The following is a 20,672-nucleotide window of genomic DNA, read 5'->3' as shown; positions in this document are numbered from 1 at the left end:
ATTAGAAAATTATTACATTTTTCAAGTTGTCTAGTTTGCTTACAATAAGCATATTATATTTTATTTAAAGAAAGGGAACTAGACTTTTATACTTTACTCATGAGTGACTTTAAAGTTGTAAAATATTCCGATATATACCATGAAGTTTGGGACATTTTTATGGCCAAAGCTAAAAATGGAACTTTTTTGTTTAACCGAGATTTCATGGAATATCATCAAGATCGATTTCAAGATGCGTCCGTATTAGTTTTTAAAAATGAAATTTTAATTGCTGTTTTCCCTGCAAACCAAGTCAAAAAAAAAATTTTCAACCATCAAGGACTAACCTATGGTGGGTTAGTTTATACTAGTAAAATAAAGTTTCTTACAGTTCTAGATATTTTTAAAAGTGTCCTTCAATTTTATGAATCACAAGCGTTTGATACATTAGAATTAAAACTTCAACCTTCAATATATAGCGCCGTTCCTAATGGAGAAATGGATTACCTAATGTTTTTATTGGACGCGCAATTAATTCGTCGAGATATGTTGGCAGTCGTCAAGATTTCCGATGAAATTTTGTTTTCAAAGAACCGCAAGGAGGGCGTAAAACGTGGTATAAAGAATAAATTAGTTGTAAAAAATGATAACCTCTTTGATGATTTTTGGAACAGCATTCTTATTCCGAACCTTAAAAATCGGCACCAAACCGATCCTGTTCATTCCTTAAATGAAATTAAGCAATTACATAAGCTCTTTCCAGATAATATTAAACAATTCAATGTTTATAAAAACGAAAAATTAGTGGCAGGAACCACGATTTTTGTTACTAACCAAGTTGCTCACTCACAATACATTTCAGGAGATTCTGATAAAAATAAATTAGGAAGTTTAGATTTTTTACATGATTATTTATTAAAAACTGTATTTATAAATAAACCCTATTTCGATTTTGGTATTTCAAATGAAAGCCAAGGTAAACAGGTGAATTCAGGATTGCAATATTGGAAAGAAGGTTTTGGTGCACGAGCTATCACCCAGGATTTTTATTCATTGCCAATTAGCAATTATAAAAAGCTAACTAATGTGATGATATGATAAAATTTTTGGATTTACAAGCCATGAATGCACGTTATAACGATAGCTTTCAAGAAAAATTTAAACAGTTTCTTGATAAAGGACATTATGTTTTAGGTGAAGAAACACGTGAATTTGAAAATAATTTCGCTAACTTCTGTGGTGCAAAGCATGCTGTAGGGGTAAGTAGCGGTTTAGATGCGTTGATTTTAATATTTAAGGCCTATATTCAATTAGGCAATCTTCGGAGAGGAGATGAAGTTATAGTGCCTGCAAATACGTATATAGCGAGTATTCTTTCGTTATTCCATGCCGGTTTAAAACCAGTATTTATCGAGCCAAACCCAGACTCTTATAATCTAGATGTTAGTGAAATTAAAAAACATATTACTGCCAATACAAAAGCTATTTTAGTGGTGCATTTATATGGACAATTAGTAGATATGGATGCGGTAAATAATTTAGCACACGAATATAACTTATTAGTTATAGAAGATGCCGCGCAAGCGCATGGCGCTAGAAATAAACAAGGTGTCCGTGCGGGTAATTTAGGGGATGCGGCGGCCTTTAGTTTTTATCCAAGTAAAAATTTAGGTGCATTAGGCGATGCTGGAGCAGTAACTACTAATAATAACGAACTAGCAACTGTTATTTCGGAACTACGCAATTATGGATCTGATGAAAAGTATGTTAATAAGCGTTTAGGTTTCAATAACCGATTAGATACTTTGCAAGCTATCTTTCTAAATATTAAGCTACCAGATTTGGATGCGGATAATGATGTTCGACGAAAAATTGCTAAACGTTATATAAAAGAAATAAAAAATTCAAAAATAAAACTGCCATACTATGATGGCTCCAATAATCACGTTTTTCATGTTTTTGTTGTTCAGGTGGAAAACCGAAATATATTTGAACAATTTTTATCGGATAATGGTCTGGAAACACTGATTCACTATCCAATTCCAGCACATAAACAAAAAGCATTAAAAGATTTTAATAATATGCATTTGCCTATCACCGAAGCAATTCATAAATCGGTTATAAGTATTCCTATCAGTCCAATAATGACGAAAATCGAAGTGAATCAAGTTATTTCACTTTTAAACTCTTACTAATTGAAGCGTTTACAGGATTATATAAATAGTAATGTTTTGTTTAAAGTAGCGTCTTTAAATTCGGCTTCCATGCTGGTTAAAATTATTTCCGGTTTTTTAACATCCAAAGCAATTGCCTTATTTGTTGGCGCAGAAGGCATGGCACTAATTGGGAATTTACGGAATTTTTTAAGTACTGTTCAAGCACTTTCCATATTAGGTTTGTATAAAGGTGTTGTAAAGTATGTTGCTGAATTTAAAGAAAATGCTTTAGAATTAAGTAGAACCATTTCTACAGTATTCTATTTTGGATTTTTATCTACGGTGATAGTTTCTTTCCTGTGTTACTTTAATGCCGAAGCACTTAATGCCTATGTGTTTTCCCCATATAATGATTACGCCTATATCTTTAAAATTATAGCTATTGCATTACCATTCTATGCACTAAACATGTTTATTTTTAGTATTTTAAATGGGTTTTCAAAATACAGAATACTAATTGTTATAAACATCATAGGTCAAATTTTTGGTCTGTTAATTACTCTTGTATTAATTTATAAGGAGCGTATTGATGGAGCGTTAATAGCAATTGTAGTCTCTGAATCTTTACTCTTTTTGATTTCGATGATTAGTATTACAAACAGGCGCAGCTTGACGACGCTTATTAACTTTGAAAATATCAGTTTCGAGCATGTTAAAAAGTTCAGTGCTTATTCGGCTATGGCTGTTTTTTCCGCCTTTTTATTGCCGTTAGTAGCTATAACTATTCGGAATTACATTACAGAAACCGTTGGTCTTAAAGAAGCAGGGTTTTGGGAAGCCATGAATAGAATTTCTAATTATTATTTAATGTTCATATCTTCTTTATTAACGCTATATATTTTACCGCGCTTTGCCGAAATTGATAATAAAAAAGAGTTTCGAGCTGAAGTTTTTAATTTTTATAAATCCATAATCCCAATTTTCGCAGTAGGATTAGTCGTGATTTATTTTTCACGAAATATTATCGTTTTAGTGGTGTTATCAGAAGAATTTAAGCCTGTAGCCGATTTGTTTTTATGGCAGTTATTAGGTGATTTTGTTAAAGTACTTTCTATCGTTATTGCCTACCAGTTTTTAGCTAAAAAAATGTTTTGGCATTATATAATAACAGAAGCGTTTTCCGTCTCCATTCTTTATTTTACTAGTATGTATTTTATTGATAATTATGGAGTTAAAGGAGCTAATATGGCTCATTTTGTTACTTATGTGCTTTATTACGGAGTGATATTACTTATATTTAGCTCCTCTTTATTTGGGGTTATTTCTGAAGATGAAATTGACAAGAGTGTAATGGATCAAGATTCTAAAGAATAAGATTTCCAGGTTTTAAGGTATTGTTTGGCTATGGTAATATGATGATGTTCGCGTTCAATAAATTCGCGAGCATTTTGTGCTATTTCTAGAATTTTTTCCGGGTTTAGAATGAGCCATTCTAGTTTTTCTGCTATTTTTTTTGCATCCGGTAGCGCATTTATAGCAATAGTGTCCTCTTGTATATTGTAGTAATCCAGCCATTCTTGTTCAGCGCCTGTAAATACTACTTTCCCCTTTGCCATAGCTTCAAGTGCATTATAACCTTGGTCGTAAGCATATACTTGGTCTAATAATATATGTGCTGAATTATATGATTCAATATATTCTGAATATGGCAGACTTCGAGCTTCAATTATCTTTATTTTAGATGCATATTTAAGTTTTACAATTTTTAAAGCCTCATTAAATAAGTCATTGCCTTTTTTATAATAACTTTGTTCGTTAATCCCGTGAAAAATAACAATCTTATTGACGGGGTTTGGCGAAATATATTTTAGTTTATTACTATTTATCGGGTTTGGTATTAACCCAAGATAGAGCTTATGTCCAAGCATAGGTAAATGGTAATCTAAATCGGAAGCGATAACACCTTTAACATATTTAAATATATAGTCGTGTAATTTTGCATAAGATGCGGTTCGCCATTTTAAAACATGCCAGTAATTTTGTTTGGAAACTTTCTGTTGAGCATGTGGTGTGAAAATAGAGTATTGGAATTTATCTTCAAAAGCATAATTAACACTTATGTAATCGGTGCCACATGTCAATAAAAACACATTATCATTATTATTAAAAATATAGTTTAATAAACGCATCTCAGTTCTAGGGACGGTATTAAACGTGTTTTCATTTATTAACTGAACTACGTCATAATTAATAAGTTTATTTTTATGCTTATTAAATTGTGCTTCAGTACTTAGCGAAGTCAAATCAATTCCTGATAACTTATATAATATTTTTTTAATAAATAACGGGACACCTGTGTTAAAGGAGTTTTTAAAAAGAACGTCTACAGGGTAGTTTTTAAAGTCATCCCCAAAACCAGCTATAGTAACGGTCATACCCATAGCTTCTAAACCCTCTTTTAAGGAATTGTGCAGTCTGCTATATTCGCCTAGTAATAGAATATTCATTTATTTCTCTACATTTGCGATCAAAGATAGCTTTTAATGACTAAATCAAAAAACAAGAAAATTTGTATTGTCGTGAGTTCTTTGGGATCTGGCGGTGCTGAAAAATCATCCGCATTGCTATCACAGATGTTGTATGAATTGGGGCATGAAATTCATATTGTTTCAGTTATTAATGATGTAACATATGATTATAAAGGCACACTTTTTAATTTAGGAAAGTTAAAAGAAAATAATAATACTTTTTTAGGGCGAATTAACCGTTTGTTTAAATTTAAAAAATTTCTAAAAAGTCATGATTTTGATTATGTAATAGATAACCGCACACGGCCTTCTTTTTTAAGAGAAATTATAATATCTAGGTTTATTTACAAACCCCAGAAAACTATTTATTGTGTCCGAAGTTTCAATTTGGACTTATACTTTATCTCAAATAAAAAAATTGCTCGATATCTTTATAAAGATGCCTATCAAATAGTTGGTGTTTCTAAAGAGATAACAGAAAGAATAAAACAAGAATATAAAATAAATAATGTAAAAACAATTTATAACCCTGTTAATGAATTTAAGGATTTTGTGAGTATTGAAGAGAATAAAGATGATTTTGTTCTGTTTCTTGGTCGTTTGGATGATAAGGCAAAAAATATTGTGTTACTACTTGAAGCCTATAGTTTATCAAAATTACCAGAATCTAACATTGTTTTAAAAATTGTGGGTAGTGGTGCTGATTTGGAGTTTTTAAAACAAAAAGTAAAAACTTATGGTATCTATACAAGTGTTGAGTTTATACCGTTTATGGAAAATCCTAAAAATGTCATCGCATCAGCGCTATTCACTTTGCTAACTAGTCGTTATGAAGGTTTTCCCAGAGTTATTATAGAGTCCCTTGCATTGGGTACTCCTGTAGTTTCAGTAGATTGTCAATCTGGTCCAAAAGAAGTAATAACTAATGGTTATAATGGGCTTTTAGTGGATAATTTTAATGCTCAAGCTTTATCGGATGCAATGAATAGTTTTATATTTGACAAATCACTTTACAAGCAATGTCAAGCAAACGCAATGAATAGCGTTAAGAAATACTCTACAGAAAATATTAGTAAAGACTGGGAGAAACTAATTAAAAAGAATAAATGAAGACTACTATAAGTGAGGTTTTAATTTTGGAAATCCCGAAGGTAAGTGACCCACGTGGGAATCTAGCTGTAATAGAGAAAGAAACAATTCCTTTTAGCTTTAAACGGGTTTATTATTTATATGACGTTCCTAGTGATGCCTACCGTGGCGGACATGCACACATACAACAGCAGGAGTTTTTAGTCGCTTTAAGTGGTAGTTTTGATGTTATTTTAGATGACGGAAATGAACGTATACAAATCACTTTAAATAAACCTGATAAAGGATTACTAATTCCAGTAGGCATCTGGCGCGAATTAGACGGCTTTTCTTCAGGTTCCGTCTGTTTAGTTTTAGCTTCTGAAGAGTATGATGAAAATGATTATATTAGAGACTACAGTAATTTTAAGCTATTTAAAAGAAGTTAGGTAGATATTGTATTTAAGCATAAATATTTGAAATTGTTTTAAAGAAACAAGAACGCTTTTAGGGGATTTAAGTAATATTTTCTGTTTCAGATTTAGGTTATTATAATCAATATCCTTAACAATAGATTTCCAAATAGCATCATCTTTAATTTTTCTTTCAATAGCTACTGAAAACCTGTTTAAATCCATGTATTTTTCTAGATTTTTATTTTTATCTTCAAAAGGCTTATACTTCTTTAAAAACTTTAATCTATCAACTCTTTTGTTAGACATTGATAGATGATTGCCATCTGCATTAATAACCTTAACTGCACTAGTTTTTGTTGAAAAGGCTACTTTTTCATGTATAGCTACTTTTGTCCATAAATCGGTATCTTGTCCAGATTTTAAGGCTATATCAAATCCTCTATATTTATTTAAAATTATTTTAGGCATTGCAACTGCAGATGTCCATGCAATTTCATCAATAAAACTATTAAGAAAATAATCAGGTATTATTCCTGAAAAATCCTTTTTTAGATTATAAAACTTACAGTTTAATGTAGTGTTTTCGAAAAACTTCTTCTGATAACTTTTACAATAAATACCACAATTTGGATAGTTTAAAATTAAGTTTTTCAAAGACTCTAAATGGTTAGGTAACCACAAGTCATCCGCATCTAAAAATGCAATATAGTTAGCGGATGCTTTAGAAATCCCAAAATTTCTTGCATGGGAAACACCTTGGTTTTTAATAGTGAAAATTGAGACTCTAGAATCAGTAAATTGATTGATTTTTTCTAAACTCCCATCGGTAGATCCATCGTTAATTATAATTATTTCAAAATCGGAATAGGTTTGATCCAGTGCGCTTTGGAGGGTGTTTACAATAAAATGTTCTTTATTATATAACGGAATAATTATAGAGAAAAACGGCATTTATTTAGTGTATAGATGACAAAGGTAACTTAATCTACATAAATCGAATATGAATAGCGATGGGTTGCCTGAAAGTAAGTTTCGCTTAAAATAATGCTTAAATAGGATGTAAATAAAAGCTAATATATAATGAAAACCATATTTTTTAAGATTGAAAAACACACGTGTAATCTTTGTGTAATTTCTTGGAATAATCCCGCAATTTAAAAAGTAGTAGAGCGCATCAACAGATTCAATCGATTTTTTATAAAACAGACTACTTTCCTCCAGTCCTATATGATAGGTAGGGTTTTCTATATGTTCTATTTGAACGTTTTTTAATCTCAAATTATAAGAAAATAACGTGTCCTCATGTCGAAGGTTTGGGATGTCTTCATTAAAAGAGACCAATGAAAAGACGTTTTTGTTAATTAAAAAATTTAAAGTTAAAAACGATATGTAATTATGCTCTTTTCTTTTCAGCAAAGAAAGTGCTTCCCGTTCACTTCCATAAACCCATCGTAATAAATGACTTTGACTAGGTTTCTCTTCTGAATACAAAATACCGCCATAAATAACCTGCGATGTTTCTGAAATAGTTTTTAAATATTTAGAAATAAAATCGCTGCTTTTAGGCAAAACATCAGCATCTAAAAAAAGTAACCAATCAAACTTTGCATCTTTTGCTAGAAGGTTTCTAACAGCACTTCTGCCAATATTCTTGTTTAGAATATAATAGGAAGTACGCTCCAAATTATTAATGTTTTTATTGGAAGTAATTATGGCTGTGTCGGTGGAACCATCATCATAACAACGAATTTCAAAAGGAATATTTATTTTAGTTATTTGAGCATGTATCTCTTCGACAAGATCAGTAATACTATAATTATATGTCGGTATTAATATGGATAGCATGCGTGCTTTTTAATTTTTGTTTACAAGAAGTCATTAAATATAGTCTTAAACAAAGCCGTTATGTAGAGTGTCACTCTTTATAAGTAAGGTATCTAAATTTAATTGACAAAGTATTTTGGATCTTTTAGTTAATAGAAACTTTGAAATTTGAAATATTTTAAGCTTTCCGCTGTATTACTTCATAAATCTGACTATCATCACATTTTAAAGTCTTACTTGGGTATTTTAATAGTAATGCATAATCATGTGTAGCCATTAAAATAGTATTACCATTTTTATTTATTTCGCGCAACACTTCCATAACTTCCACGCTTGTTTGTGGGTCTAAATTTCCTGTTGGCTCATCGGCCAAAATAAGTTCTGGATTGTTTAATAAGGCGCGAGCAATAGCTACGCGCTGCTGCTCACCTCCAGAAAGTTCATGCGGAAACTTAAAGCCTTTGGTTTTCATGTCTACCTTATTTAAAACCTCTTCCACACGTGCATTCATGTCCTTTTTTTCTTTCCAACCTGTCGCTTTTAGAACAAATAAAAGGTTTTCATTCACGGTTCTATCCGTTAATAATTTGAAATCTTGAAAAACAACACCTAATTTCCGTCTTAAAAATGGAATATCTTTTTCTTTTAAACTCGGCAAATCAAAGTCTACAATACTACCTTCACCTTTAGTAAGAGGTAAGTCGGCATAAAGAGTTTTCATAAAACTACTTTTTCCTGATCCCGTTTTACCAATCAAATAAACGAAATCACCTTTATTAATTTCCACATTAACATCAGATAAAATTAAACTATCGCCCTGAAATATAGAGGCATCCTTAAGGTAAAGTACTTGCTGCATGAGTTTTTATAATAGTATTTGTTCGGTTCTATAATGCATCACAAAGTACGTAAATAATGACGAAAGAGATAAATTGAAATGAAAATTGTTTTTAATTCTTTAATAAAAGGCACGGTTATTTAATTGTGATTTACAATTCGTTATCAAAAATTTTTCTTTTACGCCTCGGTTTATAATTATAACATAATTCTAACGTTATAAAATACATATATAAATTATCTTTGATTTTAAATCTAAAATTGGTTTCATGTTGAAAAAAACGGTTCTATCACTCATTTTTATGTTAGGGGTTTTCCTAAATGGTTACGCGCAGCAATCGGAAGCTTATACCAATCACTTGGTGGATTACCAAAAGGCGTTGGCGCTTTATAATAATGGTCAGTTTCAAGCTGCTCAAATGCTTTTTAAGGAGCTTAAAAAAACAGTAGAATCGGATGAGTTGGTTTCTGACTGCGATTATTATGTTGCTAATTGTGCAGTGCGATTAAATCAGCGAAATGCCGATAAGTTAATAGAAGACTTTGTGGAAAATCATCCAACGAGTACCAAACGTAATTCGGCGTTTCTAGATGTAGCGGATTATTATTTTTCAAATGGAAAATATGCCTATGCAAAAAAATGGTATGATCGCGTTGATGAAAATAGCTTGTCCAGAAATGAACGGGATAAATTTAGTTTTAATAATGGCTACGTTGCCTTTTCGATAAAAGATTTTAAAACGGCAAGAAAGTATTTGTCACGTGTAGAGAACTCAAAAGAATACGGATCGCAGGCTAAATATTATATAGGTTTTATGGCTTATGAAACTGACGACTATCAGCAAGCTAATACGTATTTTGATCAGGTAAGTGATCAACAGAAATACCAGGAAAACCTATCCTATTATCAAGCGGATTTGAATTTTAAATTAGGAAATTTTGATGAAGCTATAAAACTAGCTAAAGCGCAACTTCCAAAAAGTAATCGTGATGAAATTTCAGAACTGGATAAAATTATAGGCGAAAGTTATTTCAACCAAAAAAAATACGCTGAAGCTATTCCGTTTTTAACCGATTACCAAGGCACAAAAGGTAAGTGGAATAATACGGATTATTATCAATTAGGTTACGCTTACTATAAGCAAGGTGATTTTGACAAAGCTATCTCCGAGTTCAATAAAATTATTGATGGAAACAATAGCGTGGCTCAAAATGCTTATTATCATTTAGGCGAAAGTTATATTAAGCTCAACAAAAAGCAGGAAGCACTAAATGCATTTAGAAATGCTTCGCAAATGGATTTCGATTTAAAAATCCAAGAAGATGCTTGGTTGAATTACGCTAAAATTAGTTATGAAATAGGTAACCCATATCAATCAATTCCGCAGGTTATAACCACCTATTTGGAAAAATATCCAAATACAGCTCATAAAGAGGAGATTGAAATATTATTAATCGACTCCTATATAACATCAAAAAATTATCAAGAGGCTTTAACGTTATTAGAGGGTAAACGTAGTTTTGCAAGTAAAGAAGCCTATCAGAAAGTAACTTTTTACCGTGGTTTAGAATTATATAATGAAGGGAGTTATAAAGATGCGAAATTACTTTTTGATAAATCAATCAAAGAGGCTATTAATGAGGCTTATACAGCTCGTGCTACGTTTTGGAAAGCAGAAACAGATTATAGCTTATCCAATTATAATGAAGCATTAGTAGGCTTTAGGCAGTTTCAACAATTTAGTGCAGCGCAAACAACGCCCGAATATAAAAACAGCGATTATAATATAGCATACACCTATTTTAAACAGCGAAATTATACCAAATCAAGTGAGCTTTTTAATAAATTTATAAAGGGTAACAATTTAGATCCAGTACGTTTAAACGATGCTTATTTACGTTTGGGTGATGCGCATTTCGTGTCTAGTAATTATAGTGCCGCAATTAAAGCTTATGAAAAAGCAGTTAATATGATTAAAGTGGATGCAGATTATGCTTTTTTTCAGAAAACTCTAAGTGAAGGTTATGAAGGTAAAGCTTCCGAAAAAATTAGTGGTCTAGAGGAGTTTATCGCTAAATATCCAAAATCCACGCTCCGTGATGATGCGATGTTTGAGCTTGGGAATTCCTATATTAAAGTGAATAAACCAGTCGATGCCATGAAAATGTATGACCGCTTAAGCCGCGAAAGTCCTAAAAGTGCTTTTGTACCAAAAGCTTTATTGCGTCAGGGTTTAGTACATTATAATGCCAGTAGAAATGACCAAGCACTCGATAAGTTTAAAACCGTAGCAAGCAATTACCCAAACACGGCGGAAGCTAATCAAGCAGTATCAACGGTTCGTTTAATTTATATCGATTTAGGTCGCGTTAATGAATATGCGTCTTGGGTACAAACCCTCGACTATGTTGCGGTTACCGATGCCGATTTAGATATTGCAACTTATGAATCTGCTGAAAAGAAATATTTAGATAATAAAACCGACGATGCAATTAAACAATTTAATGGCTATTTGAATCAGTTTCCAAAGGGATTGAACAGTTTACCAGCGCATTTTTATGTGGCACAGTTATATTTTAAAAAGGATTTAAAAGAAAATGCAATGCCGCATTATCAGGCGGTTATTAATAAAAATTCAAACGAGTTTACAGAAGAATCTTTATCGCGTTTATCACAAATTTATTTAGATATTAAAGATTGGTCGGAAGCTATTCCTGTTCTAAAACGATTAGAGAAAGAAGCGCGATTCCCACAAAATGTGGTGTATGCACAATCCAATTTAATGAAAGCTAATTATCAACTTAATAAATATGATGAAGCTGTTAGTTATGCGGAAAAGGTTTTGCAACAATCTAAAATCGATAATAAAATTACCAGTGATGCTTATGTCATTATCGCGCGTTCAGCTATGAAAACTAATGACGAGTCCCGAGCAAAAACCGCTTATGCTGAAGTTGAAAAAACCGCAACTGGCGAAACAGCTGCCGAAGCATTTTACTTTAAAGCTTATTTTGAAAATAAAGACGGTAAGCATGAAGTTTCTAATGTAACGATTCAAAAATTAGCTAAGGATTTTTCAGGCTATAAATATTATAGTGCTAAAGGCTTGATCCTGATGGCAAAAAATTATCACGCATTAAATGATGCTTTTCAAGCCACTTATATTTTGGAAAGTGTTATTGAAAACTTCAAGGATTATAAGGATGTGGTTGTCGAAGCTCAAAGTACACTAACTAGTATAAAGGCAGAACAAGCTAAAACAAATGCTTCCGTGCAGGAGCAAGAACCATCCGAAGACTAAAATGGGTGAAATTATTATGACGAAACAGCAGCAATTTCAGCAATCAAAAAACATATTTATGCGTAAGCACATTCATATTCTTTTAACAAGTTTATTTACACTGACAAGTTTAATTTCGTGGGCCCAGGAGCGTGATAAAGACACGTTGGATACCAACGTTATTAATGTTATGAAACCTTATGTTCCCTCTATTTCGGATGCGTTTAAGGTAAAAGAGTCGCCATCATTGGATGATGAAGTTACCAACACCAAGAAAGATATTAAATATAATATTTTTTCTATTCCAGTAGCTTCTACATTTACGCCAGCTAAAGGTATAGCTGCTGTTCTGGATAAGCAGAAAGCGCCAAAATTTTATAATAATTATGCGTCTTTAGGTTTTGGAAGTTATACGACCATTTTAGGTGAATTATATTTAAATCATGCTATTAGTAGAAATGAAACTGTTGGCGGTTATTTTCGTCATGAATCTTCACAAGGTGGTATAGATGATTTGTTGTTAGACGATAAATTTTACAACACTAATTTTCAAGCTACTTACGGACAAACTAATCGGGATATGGCTTGGAATGTAAATTTTGGTGGTTTGCACCAAATATATAATTGGTACGGTATGGAGCAGCCGCTTTTTACCCAGGTAGATGCTGTAGGAGTTAACTCGGCACATACTTTTTATGGTGCGCACATTTCTGCTGACATGGTTCTTGAAGACTCTTATATAGATAAAGCAAGTGTGTTTTTTAGACATTTTGGTGATGATTACAGTTCTAGTGAAAATCATTTTGTAGCTAAAATTGGATCGGATATTCCTATTAACGATTTTAAAATTAATGCGGAATTAACAATCGATTATGTTGGTGGTAGTTTCGATAGAAATTATATTACAACTGACGCTATTGAATATGGCAATTTTAGTATTGGTTTAGCGCCGACTTATCAATTAATTCAAGAAGACTTAACTTTAGATTTAGGTGTTTCTCTAGTGTATTTAAATAATACCGAAGCTGGTAAAAGCAATTTTTACGTGTATCCGAATATTTCGGCCTCTTACCGAATTGTGGACGAATTAGTAATTGCGTATGGTGGAATAAAAGGCGGTTTAATTCAAAACACATATTATAATTATACGCAGGACAATCCATTTGTATCACCAACATTGGGCATCACACCAACCGATCAGCAGTATCATGGATTTGCTGGCTTAAAAGGTAAAGTGTCGAATAGTATAAGTTATAATGTTAAAGCTGCTTACAAAGCGGAAAATAACAAAGCATTATATCGAAATAATCTTGTGCCGTATGATTTCAATAAGGATGAAGCCTACCATTATGGGAATTCCTACGGCGTGGTTTATGATAATGTATCCACTTTAAATTTCGGAGGGGAGTTGAACGTGGATGTAAATCGTGATTTCACTTTAGGTTTGACTGCTGATTATTTTATTTATGATACTAAAGATGAAGCCAACGCCTGGAATTTACCAATTGTAAAAGCATCGCTATTTGCAGATTATCAAATTAATGACCAATGGTTTGCTGGTGCTAGTTTGTTTTATGAAGGTGAACGCGAATCTTTGTCTGGTTATGAAACTGTTAATAATCCACTTTTTCCAACATTGTCCAACCCAACGCGACAAGTTACTCTAGATGGCTTTTTCGATGCTAATGCCCATGTAGGCTATCGTGTAAACGAGAGGTTATCAGTGTTTGCCAAAGTAAATAACATTGCGAGTCAAAACTATCAGCGTTGGTTAAATTATCCAGTTCAAAGCTTTCAAGCTTTAGCTGGTGCGACATATAAATTTGACTTCTAATTCCTGTATACGCTGGAGACCTTTAGGTTCAGCGTAGTTAATCTCATAAATTATTTATAAAAGCGTTCTATCTTGAACGCTTTTCTTATTTTTACAATTCGTCCATGTTCTTTTTAATAGAATCTGACGATATTTATATTACAAAGGATTTATTAATTAAAAGGCGTTCCGTTTTACGGCAAATAAATATGAAAAAACTTTTAACCCTAGCCATTTTAGCAACTATGCTATCTTGCCAAAAAGAAAAAATAGCCGTTGACGCAATCGTTATCAATGGCAATATATATACTGTAAACGGAAATTTTGATAAAGCCGAAGCATTCCCCATAAAAGATGGTAAGTTTTTGGAAATAGCCTCTTCTGAAGCACTTCAAGAAAAATATACGGCTGATACGATTATTGATGCAAAAGGCAAAACTATTATGCCTGGTTTTATTGACGCTCATGCCCACTTTGAAGGATTAGGAAATAACTTATTGAGTGTGGACTTAATGGGTTCTAAAAGTTTAGATGAGGTTTTAAAGCGCGTTTCAGACTTTCAAGACGAGAAGCAATTAAGTGTTATTCGCGCCAGAGGTTGGGATCAAAATAACTTTGAGGGCAAAGAGTTTCCTGATAATACGCTACTGAATAAAATGTTTCCAGATACGCCGGTTGCTTTAGTTCGTGTAGATGGACATGCTGCTTTGTTTAATCAAGCTGCTTTGGATTTAGGTAATGTTACCGAATCAAGTAAAATTGATGGTGGCGATTTTATAAAGAAAAATGGAAAGTTAACAGGTGTTTTAGTAGATCGCGCACAAAGTTTGGTATATAATAATTGGCCAGAAACAACAAGAAATGAACGTGTAAAAGCGCTTTTGGCAGCTCAAGAAGACTGTTTTAAATACGGATTAACAACTATAGATGATGCTGGTGTTTCAGCTGATGGTATCGCCATTATGGATAGTTTGTACAAAACGGGCGATCTAAAAATTCGCTTATACGTTATGGCAAGTGGCACAGAAGAGAATATAGATTATTACTTAAAAAATGGGGTTGTAAAAACAGAGGGTTTACATATTCGTTCGTTTAAAATATCATCGGATGGTGCTTTAGGATCCCGCGGTGCTTTGCTGCGTGAACCTTATTCTGACGCGCCTGACGTTCATGGTTTACCGGTTACAAGTTTAGAGTATTTAGAAAAAGCGGCTGAACGTATTGCTAATTCAGAATTCCAATTAAATACACATGCTATTGGAGATTCAGCTAATCATGCTGTTATAAATATTTATAAAAAAGCCCTTGAAGGTAAAAAGGATAGACGTTGGAGGATTGAGCATGCTCAAATAATATCTCCTGACGATTTTAAGAGTTTTGATAATATCATGCCGTCCATTCAGCCAACACATGCTACCAGCGATATGTATTGGGCAGAAGAAAGACTAGGAGTAGAGCGAATAAAAGGAGCTTACGCTAATAAAGAACTATTAGACATGTATGGAAAAGTAGCTTTAGGAACCGATTTTCCAGTCGAAAAAGTAAGTCCGTTTTTAACATTCCATTCGGCTGTTGCTCGACAAGATTTAGAGCAGTTTCCTAAAGATGGTTTCCAAATGGAAAATGCTTTGACTCGTGAAGAAACCTTGCGAGGAATGACTATTTGGGCTGCGTATTCTAATTTTGAAGAAAATGAAAAAGGAAGTATAGAAGCTGGAAAGTATGCCGATTTTATTATACTAAATCAAGATATTATGGATGTTGATATCCATAAAGTTCCAGAAACAAAAGTGGAGCAGACGTATTTAGGAGGTAAGCCGCAGATATAGAAAAAAGTATAAAGTATTAATTAGGTTGGAGTAAGAAATGAATCAGATTTTAAATATTTTTTTGGACACGTATAAACACGAACCCCGATAGTATTCAGTACTAAGGCATTCGTGGAGATGTGTGGAAGTTTACTAACAATATCTATATTATTCTGGTTGACTTAACTACATATATCCTTGCATGAATATAACTTCGCGACTTTGCGGCTTCGCGAGATTACATTTTTTAGACACTAATTTATACGAATCCCAATATTAATCGGGGGACGCAGATATTTACGCAGGTATGCAGAGATTCAATAATAATATTTATGTTATTCAGTTGGACTTAACACCGAACAGCTTTGCGTCTTCGCGACTTTGCGAAAGGATATTTGAAGAATAAAATATATAACATCTTGTGATATTTTAAATTAATATTCGGGATTTAACATCAAACAGCTTTGCGTCTTCGCGACTTTGCGTGAAATTTTTAAGAAAGCTTCGCTAAATAATCAAAATTTTCACCATCCATAACTTTCTCACAAGCTAAACCTGCTGTTTCACAAGCAAGATTCATGGTTTCAAAATCTAAATACAACCATTTCATAGGAGTTTCGTCTTCACCTTTATAACTTAAGTAGTAATCCAATTCACCGTGATAATTTGCATGAGCATCAATCCATATGCCGCCATCTTCATCTTCGTACATGTATTTAATGTCTGACGAATCAATTAAGATTTGACCGCCCGGATTCAACAAGGATTTTAAATGTTTTAAATATTTGCCTACTTCAGATAATTCCTGAAAAATTCCTGTACCATTCATCAGTAGTAAAATGGTGTCAAAAGTTTCGGTTTCATCTAAAAAAGCTTTCAGTTCTGCGTGCTTTACGCCCCGTTTTCGGGCAACTTCAATAGCTCCTACCGAAATATCAATGGCTTTTACCAAGAATCCTTTGCTTTGTAAATACAAACTATGGCTTCCAGAACCGCAGCCAACATCTAAAATCGTTCCTTTTGCTAACTTTAGAGCTTTTTGTTCCAGTTTGGGCATGTCATTAAAATCTCTAAACAAATAGGGAAGAGGCAATTCATCTTCTTCCGAAATATTTGTAGATGTCATAATATCCGCCGTGTAGTTTCCCGAGTGATAATCCAATAATGCCTTTCCAAATAAATCTTTTGTCATAGTATTTTTAATATTTTGAATCTGAAAAATTCTAAAATAGAAATCGTTTTAGCCAGCTTTTTTTTGACTTAGAGCTAGACTTTATTAATAAGCTTTCAGAGCACGCCAAAGATAAGCATAAGGAGAATAAAGATTTCTCTGTAAAACTAAATAAAATACTGTACAGCGAATTGATTATATAAGCTTAAAATTATGTGATTCTAAATAACCAAAAAATGATTAATTTTAAATTGGTATCTTTTAGTATCTTTAAATAAAAAATATTGGAATCTATTTTTACATACTTTGAAACCATTCCTGCAGCACACCGAGCTATTTTGTTGGTTGGTGGCATTATGTTTTTCTGGCTTTTAGAAGGCACTTTACCGCTATTTAAATTCAGTTATAAAAAATGGAAGCATGCCTGGCCTAATTTATTTTTTACCCTAACCACTATTATAATCAATTTTGGATTGGCGTTTTTATTGCTGAAGTCTACTGATTGGGTAGCAGCTCATAATTTCGGAATTATTAATTGGTTACCCGAAATACCCCTGTGGTTATATGTTACATTAGGGGTTTTATTACTGGATTTTTTTGGTGCTTATTTAGCCCATTTTGTGGAGCACAAAGTACCATCACTTTGGAAAGTGCATATCGTGCATCATTCCGATCATCATGTAGATATTACAACCGGAAATAGGCATCATCCTATTGAAAGCGTTATTCGCTTTTCATTTACTATTCTGGGTGTTTTGGTAGTAGGAACGCCTATTGCTATCGTGTTTCTATATCAGTTTCTTTCTGTTATTTTCACCCAATTAACTCATGCTAATATTAAGATGCCAAGAAAATTAGATAAATTATTGAGCTATATATTTGTTTCTCCAGATATGCATAAGGTTCATCATCATTATGTTTTGCCGTATACAGATTCTAATTATGGAAATATTTTTTCTATTTGGGATCGACTCTTCGGAACCTATATGGAACTAGATCGGGATAATATAGTATATGGCGTAGATGTGTTTCCGGATGCGATAGCTAACGGTAAAATAAGTGAATTATTAAAACAGCCTTTCAAAAAATATCAAAAACCAACTGCTAAATTCTAGAGGTACGATTGGTTTGCATTATAAAACTTATTCTATAGTCGCTTGTAAACTTTATTCTAAATAAAAGCAGTTCTTTTCAAGGTGTTATTTTCTGTTTAATAAGTGGTTTTTCAAAACCCAAAAATAAAGATAGAACGGTAAATCTAACCATTAATAATTATTTGTATAGTAAATACGCTTGGCGCATAGTATCATAAGCTTGTAAATCACGTACCCACGTTTTCTTAATTTCATAAGCTGTATGGCGTGTTTCAATTTGCTTCTGTAATTTATCTGTTCCAGCTAATTTTATAAAAAAGTTGTTAAAAAAAGCAGACTTCTCACTTGTTGACTGGTAGGCTTCAATCAAGTAATTTAGGTCCAGTCGGTTTAAAGGTTTTGAGTAACTTAAATCCAAACCATTACAAATTTTGCCTTCATGCTTTGGGTGTTTGGCACCTTCGTTTGGTTTAGGTGTATACTGATAGTTGAAATTAAACATGTCTTTATCCAGAAATGGACTTCCAAAAATTTGAAACTGCTTATCAGTTCCACGGCCAGCATTAACGTTGGTACCTTCAAAAAAGCATAAACTAGGATAAAGGTTTATGGCCACATCATTCGGTAAATTAGGTGACGGTTTTATTGGTAAGCTATAAGCAGTTTTATGGTTGTAATTCTTCACTGGAATAATGGTTAATTTACAATTAACTTGATTGTCTAACCACTCTTCTCCATTAATCATTTGCGCATACTCACCAATGGTCATGCCGTGAACTACGGGTACAGGGTGCATGCCAACAAAACTTTTATGTGCTATTTCTAAAACAGGGCCATCAATATAATGACCATTCGGGTTTGGTCTGTCCAAAATTAATAGAGGGATGTTTTGTTCGGCGCAAGCTTCCATTACATAATGTAAAGACGATATATAGGTGTAAAAACGGGCTCCTACATCTTGAATATCAAAAATCATAAAATCGATACCCAATAATTGTGCTTCATTCGGTTTTTTATTACTGCCATAAAGTGATATGATAGGTAAGCCTGTTTTGGTATCGATACCGTCTTTAACAACTTCGCCAGCATCAGCTGTGCCACGAAAACCATGTTCAGGCGAAAACACTTTTTTTACATTTACTTTTAAAGCAACTAATGAATCCACTAAATGTGTGTTTTCACTGTGGTCAGCATTTTTAAAAATAACACTCGTCTGATTTGCAACAATTCCAATGTTTTTTCCTTGTAAGAGCGATAAGTATGATGCCGTTTGGTTTGCTCCAACAATAATAGTTTCGTTGTCCTTGGGTTTCGGGTTTTCTGTTTTATCCCTATTATTTGTTTTTGAAGCTGATTCATTTTGTGAAAAGTTTCCACAAGAAATCAGTACCATAACAAATAATAAAACTGTATTTTTGGACTTGTTTAAAAGTAATTGCATCATTTGAATTTCGAATATTTTATAGCAAAACGCATTATTGATAGTAAAGCGTATAAAAGTAGCGTTTCGGCACCAATAATAAAAATTGGTATCGCCGCAATTGCTATAGGTATAATTGTAATGATGATTTCCATTGCTACCGGAATTGGGCTTCAGCATAAAATTCGTGATAAAGTTGTTGCTTTTAATGGAGACATAATGATTTCCAAGTTTGGGGATAATAATTCGCAAGAGAGTGAAAGCCCTTTATCATTGAATCAAGATTTTTACCCAGATTTTAACTCTGTAGATGGTGTAAGCCACATTCAAGGAGTTGCTACAAAATTCGGTATTATTAGAACTGAAGATGATTTTGAAGCCATCATAGTAAAAGGTGTTGGTACGGATTATAGATGGGATTATTTCCAAGAATATTTAGTGGAGGGTAGCTTGCCAAAATATACAGATTCATATAGTGAAGATGTTTTAATTTCTCAATACATTGCTAATCGCTTGCATTTAAAACTAGGTGATACCATTCAAACTTATTTTATAAATAACGATTTCAACCAGCAACCACGAATTCTTCCTTATAAAATAGTAGGGATTTATAATTCAGGTTTTCAGGAATTTGATAAGACTTATGTCATTTCACATATCAAACATTTACAAAGAATTAATAAATGGGAGAAAAATCACGTCGGACATTTTGAGCTTTTTGTAGACGATTATTCAAATCTGGATGTTATACGAGATCAAGTTTATGAAAATACACCGCCGGAATACAATACTGTTACGGTAGAAAAAAAGTTCGATACTATTTTTGAGTGGATTAGTATTTTTGTAAAAAATATCTACGGTATTATTGGAATCATGGTATTAGTAGCTGGATTTAATATGATTACGGCATTATTGGTTTTAATTTTGGAACGCACTCAAATGATAGGTGTTTTAAAAGCCTTGGGAAGTAATAATTGGACGATTCGAAAAATATTTTTATATAACGCCTCATACTTGATCGTTTTAGGCTTAATCTGGGGAAATGTTATTGGTTTAGGTATTTTGCTAACTCAAAAATATTTTAAAATCTTCCCTTTAGATCCAAATGTTTATTACGTTACTGAAGCGCCTGTTTATTTAAGTTTTACGTATATCGCGGCATTAAATATCGGTACATTTATTCTGTGTTTACTGATGTTAATGATACCTTCTTATATAATCACGAAAATATCGCCAGTGAAAGCTATGCGTTTTGAATAGTTTTTTTATCGCAGTTT

At 32.7% G+C, this 20,672-nt stretch carries 16 protein-coding genes; 10 read left to right on the top strand and 6 right to left on the bottom strand.

The window, feature by feature from the left end:
* Positions 1-99: 99 nt before the first annotated feature.
* Genes BZARG_RS12465 through BZARG_RS12455 form a run of 3 tightly spaced genes read left to right on the top strand, consistent with a single transcriptional unit; the run spans position 100 to position 3,509 of the window.
* On the top strand, positions 100-1,077 hold the full coding sequence (locus BZARG_RS12465) for a hypothetical protein (RefSeq protein WP_040288679.1): 978 nt from the start codon (positions 100-102) through the stop codon (positions 1,075-1,077).
* Positions 1,074-2,174: a DegT/DnrJ/EryC1/StrS family aminotransferase gene (locus tag BZARG_RS12460; RefSeq protein ID WP_040288677.1), complete on the top strand. Its 1,101-nt coding sequence runs from the start codon at positions 1,074-1,076 to the stop codon at positions 2,172-2,174. Before BZARG_RS12465 ends, BZARG_RS12460 begins: the two co-directional genes overlap by 4 nt.
* Positions 2,175-3,509 (top strand): O-antigen translocase, encoded by a 1,335-nt coding sequence (locus tag BZARG_RS12455; RefSeq protein ID WP_008638934.1) that lies wholly within the window; start codon positions 2,175-2,177, stop codon positions 3,507-3,509.
* Here BZARG_RS12455 and BZARG_RS12450 read toward each other — a convergent pair.
* Positions 3,491-4,642: a glycosyltransferase gene (locus BZARG_RS12450; protein ID WP_008638927.1), complete on the bottom strand. Its 1,152-nt coding sequence runs from the start codon at positions 4,640-4,642 to the stop codon at positions 3,491-3,493. The genes BZARG_RS12455 and BZARG_RS12450 overlap by 19 nt on opposite strands.
* A 36-nt stretch (positions 4,643-4,678) precedes the next feature.
* On the opposite strand from BZARG_RS12450, the gene BZARG_RS12445 reads away from it, so the two are divergent.
* Together BZARG_RS12445 and BZARG_RS12440 are read left to right on the top strand one after the other, a co-directional pair.
* Positions 4,679-5,773 carry a glycosyltransferase gene (locus BZARG_RS12445; RefSeq protein ID WP_008638936.1) on the top strand — a complete coding sequence of 365 codons (1,095 nt, stop codon included), beginning with the start codon at positions 4,679-4,681 and terminating at the stop codon, positions 5,771-5,773.
* Positions 5,770-6,180, top strand: a complete 411-nt coding sequence (locus tag BZARG_RS12440; RefSeq protein WP_008638899.1) for a sugar 3,4-ketoisomerase — start codon at positions 5,770-5,772, stop codon at positions 6,178-6,180. The genes BZARG_RS12445 and BZARG_RS12440 overlap by 4 nt, the downstream gene beginning before the upstream one ends.
* Here BZARG_RS12440 and BZARG_RS12435 read toward each other — a convergent pair.
* The 3 genes from BZARG_RS12435 to BZARG_RS12425 form a co-directional block, all read right to left on the bottom strand.
* The gene (locus tag BZARG_RS12435; RefSeq protein ID WP_008638923.1) at positions 6,163-7,098 is read right to left on the bottom strand and encodes a glycosyltransferase family 2 protein; all 936 of its coding nucleotides are present in this window, start codon (positions 7,096-7,098) and stop codon (positions 6,163-6,165) included. The genes BZARG_RS12440 and BZARG_RS12435 overlap by 18 nt on opposite strands.
* A complete protein-coding gene (locus BZARG_RS12430; protein WP_008638929.1) occupies positions 7,099-7,992 on the bottom strand; it encodes a glycosyltransferase family 2 protein in 894 nt (297 codons plus the stop codon).
* 157 nt (positions 7,993-8,149) lie between these two features.
* A complete protein-coding gene (locus tag BZARG_RS12425) occupies positions 8,150-8,830 on the bottom strand; it encodes a cell division ATP-binding protein FtsE (protein ID WP_008638867.1) in 681 nt (226 codons plus the stop codon).
* A gap of 247 nt (positions 8,831-9,077) precedes the next feature.
* Between BZARG_RS12425 and BZARG_RS12420 the strand changes: the two genes are divergently transcribed.
* From BZARG_RS12420 to BZARG_RS12410, 3 genes are all read left to right on the top strand, one after another.
* Positions 9,078-12,110 (top strand): tetratricopeptide repeat protein, encoded by a 3,033-nt coding sequence (locus BZARG_RS12420; RefSeq protein ID WP_008638869.1) that lies wholly within the window; start codon positions 9,078-9,080, stop codon positions 12,108-12,110.
* Positions 12,111-12,168: 58 nt separating this feature from the next.
* On the top strand, positions 12,169-13,923 hold the full coding sequence (locus BZARG_RS12415; RefSeq protein WP_040288687.1) for a TonB-dependent receptor: 1,755 nt from the start codon (positions 12,169-12,171) through the stop codon (positions 13,921-13,923).
* Positions 13,924-14,111: 188 nt separating this feature from the next.
* Positions 14,112-15,731, top strand: a complete 1,620-nt coding sequence (locus BZARG_RS12410; RefSeq protein ID WP_040288685.1) for an amidohydrolase — start codon at positions 14,112-14,114, stop codon at positions 15,729-15,731.
* A 472-nt stretch (positions 15,732-16,203) separates the two neighbouring features.
* Here the strand turns inward: BZARG_RS12410 and BZARG_RS12405 are convergent, their stop codons facing one another.
* A complete protein-coding gene (locus BZARG_RS12405) occupies positions 16,204-16,902 on the bottom strand; it encodes a class I SAM-dependent methyltransferase (protein WP_008638846.1) in 699 nt (232 codons plus the stop codon).
* 263 nt (positions 16,903-17,165) lie between these two features.
* Here BZARG_RS12405 and BZARG_RS12400 point away from each other — a divergent pair, with 263 nt between their 5' ends.
* Positions 17,166-17,996: a sterol desaturase family protein gene (locus BZARG_RS12400; protein ID WP_008638857.1), complete on the top strand. Its 831-nt coding sequence runs from the start codon at positions 17,166-17,168 to the stop codon at positions 17,994-17,996.
* A gap of 157 nt (positions 17,997-18,153) precedes the next feature.
* Here the strand turns inward: BZARG_RS12400 and BZARG_RS12395 are convergent, their stop codons facing one another.
* Positions 18,154-19,419, bottom strand: a complete 1,266-nt coding sequence (locus tag BZARG_RS12395; protein ID WP_008638822.1) for an exo-beta-N-acetylmuramidase NamZ family protein — start codon at positions 19,417-19,419, stop codon at positions 18,154-18,156.
* Between BZARG_RS12395 and BZARG_RS12390 the strand changes: the two genes are divergently transcribed.
* Entirely contained in the window at positions 19,420-20,655 is a 1,236-nt protein-coding gene (locus tag BZARG_RS12390; protein WP_008638945.1) for an ABC transporter permease, read from the top strand.
* Positions 20,656-20,672: the final 17 nt, after the last annotated feature.

Source organism: Bizionia argentinensis JUB59 (assembly GCF_000224335.1).
GTDB classification, from domain to species: domain Bacteria; phylum Bacteroidota; class Bacteroidia; order Flavobacteriales; family Flavobacteriaceae; genus Algorimicrobium; species Algorimicrobium argentinense.
This window is presented reverse-complemented; position numbering and strand designations above follow the sequence as displayed.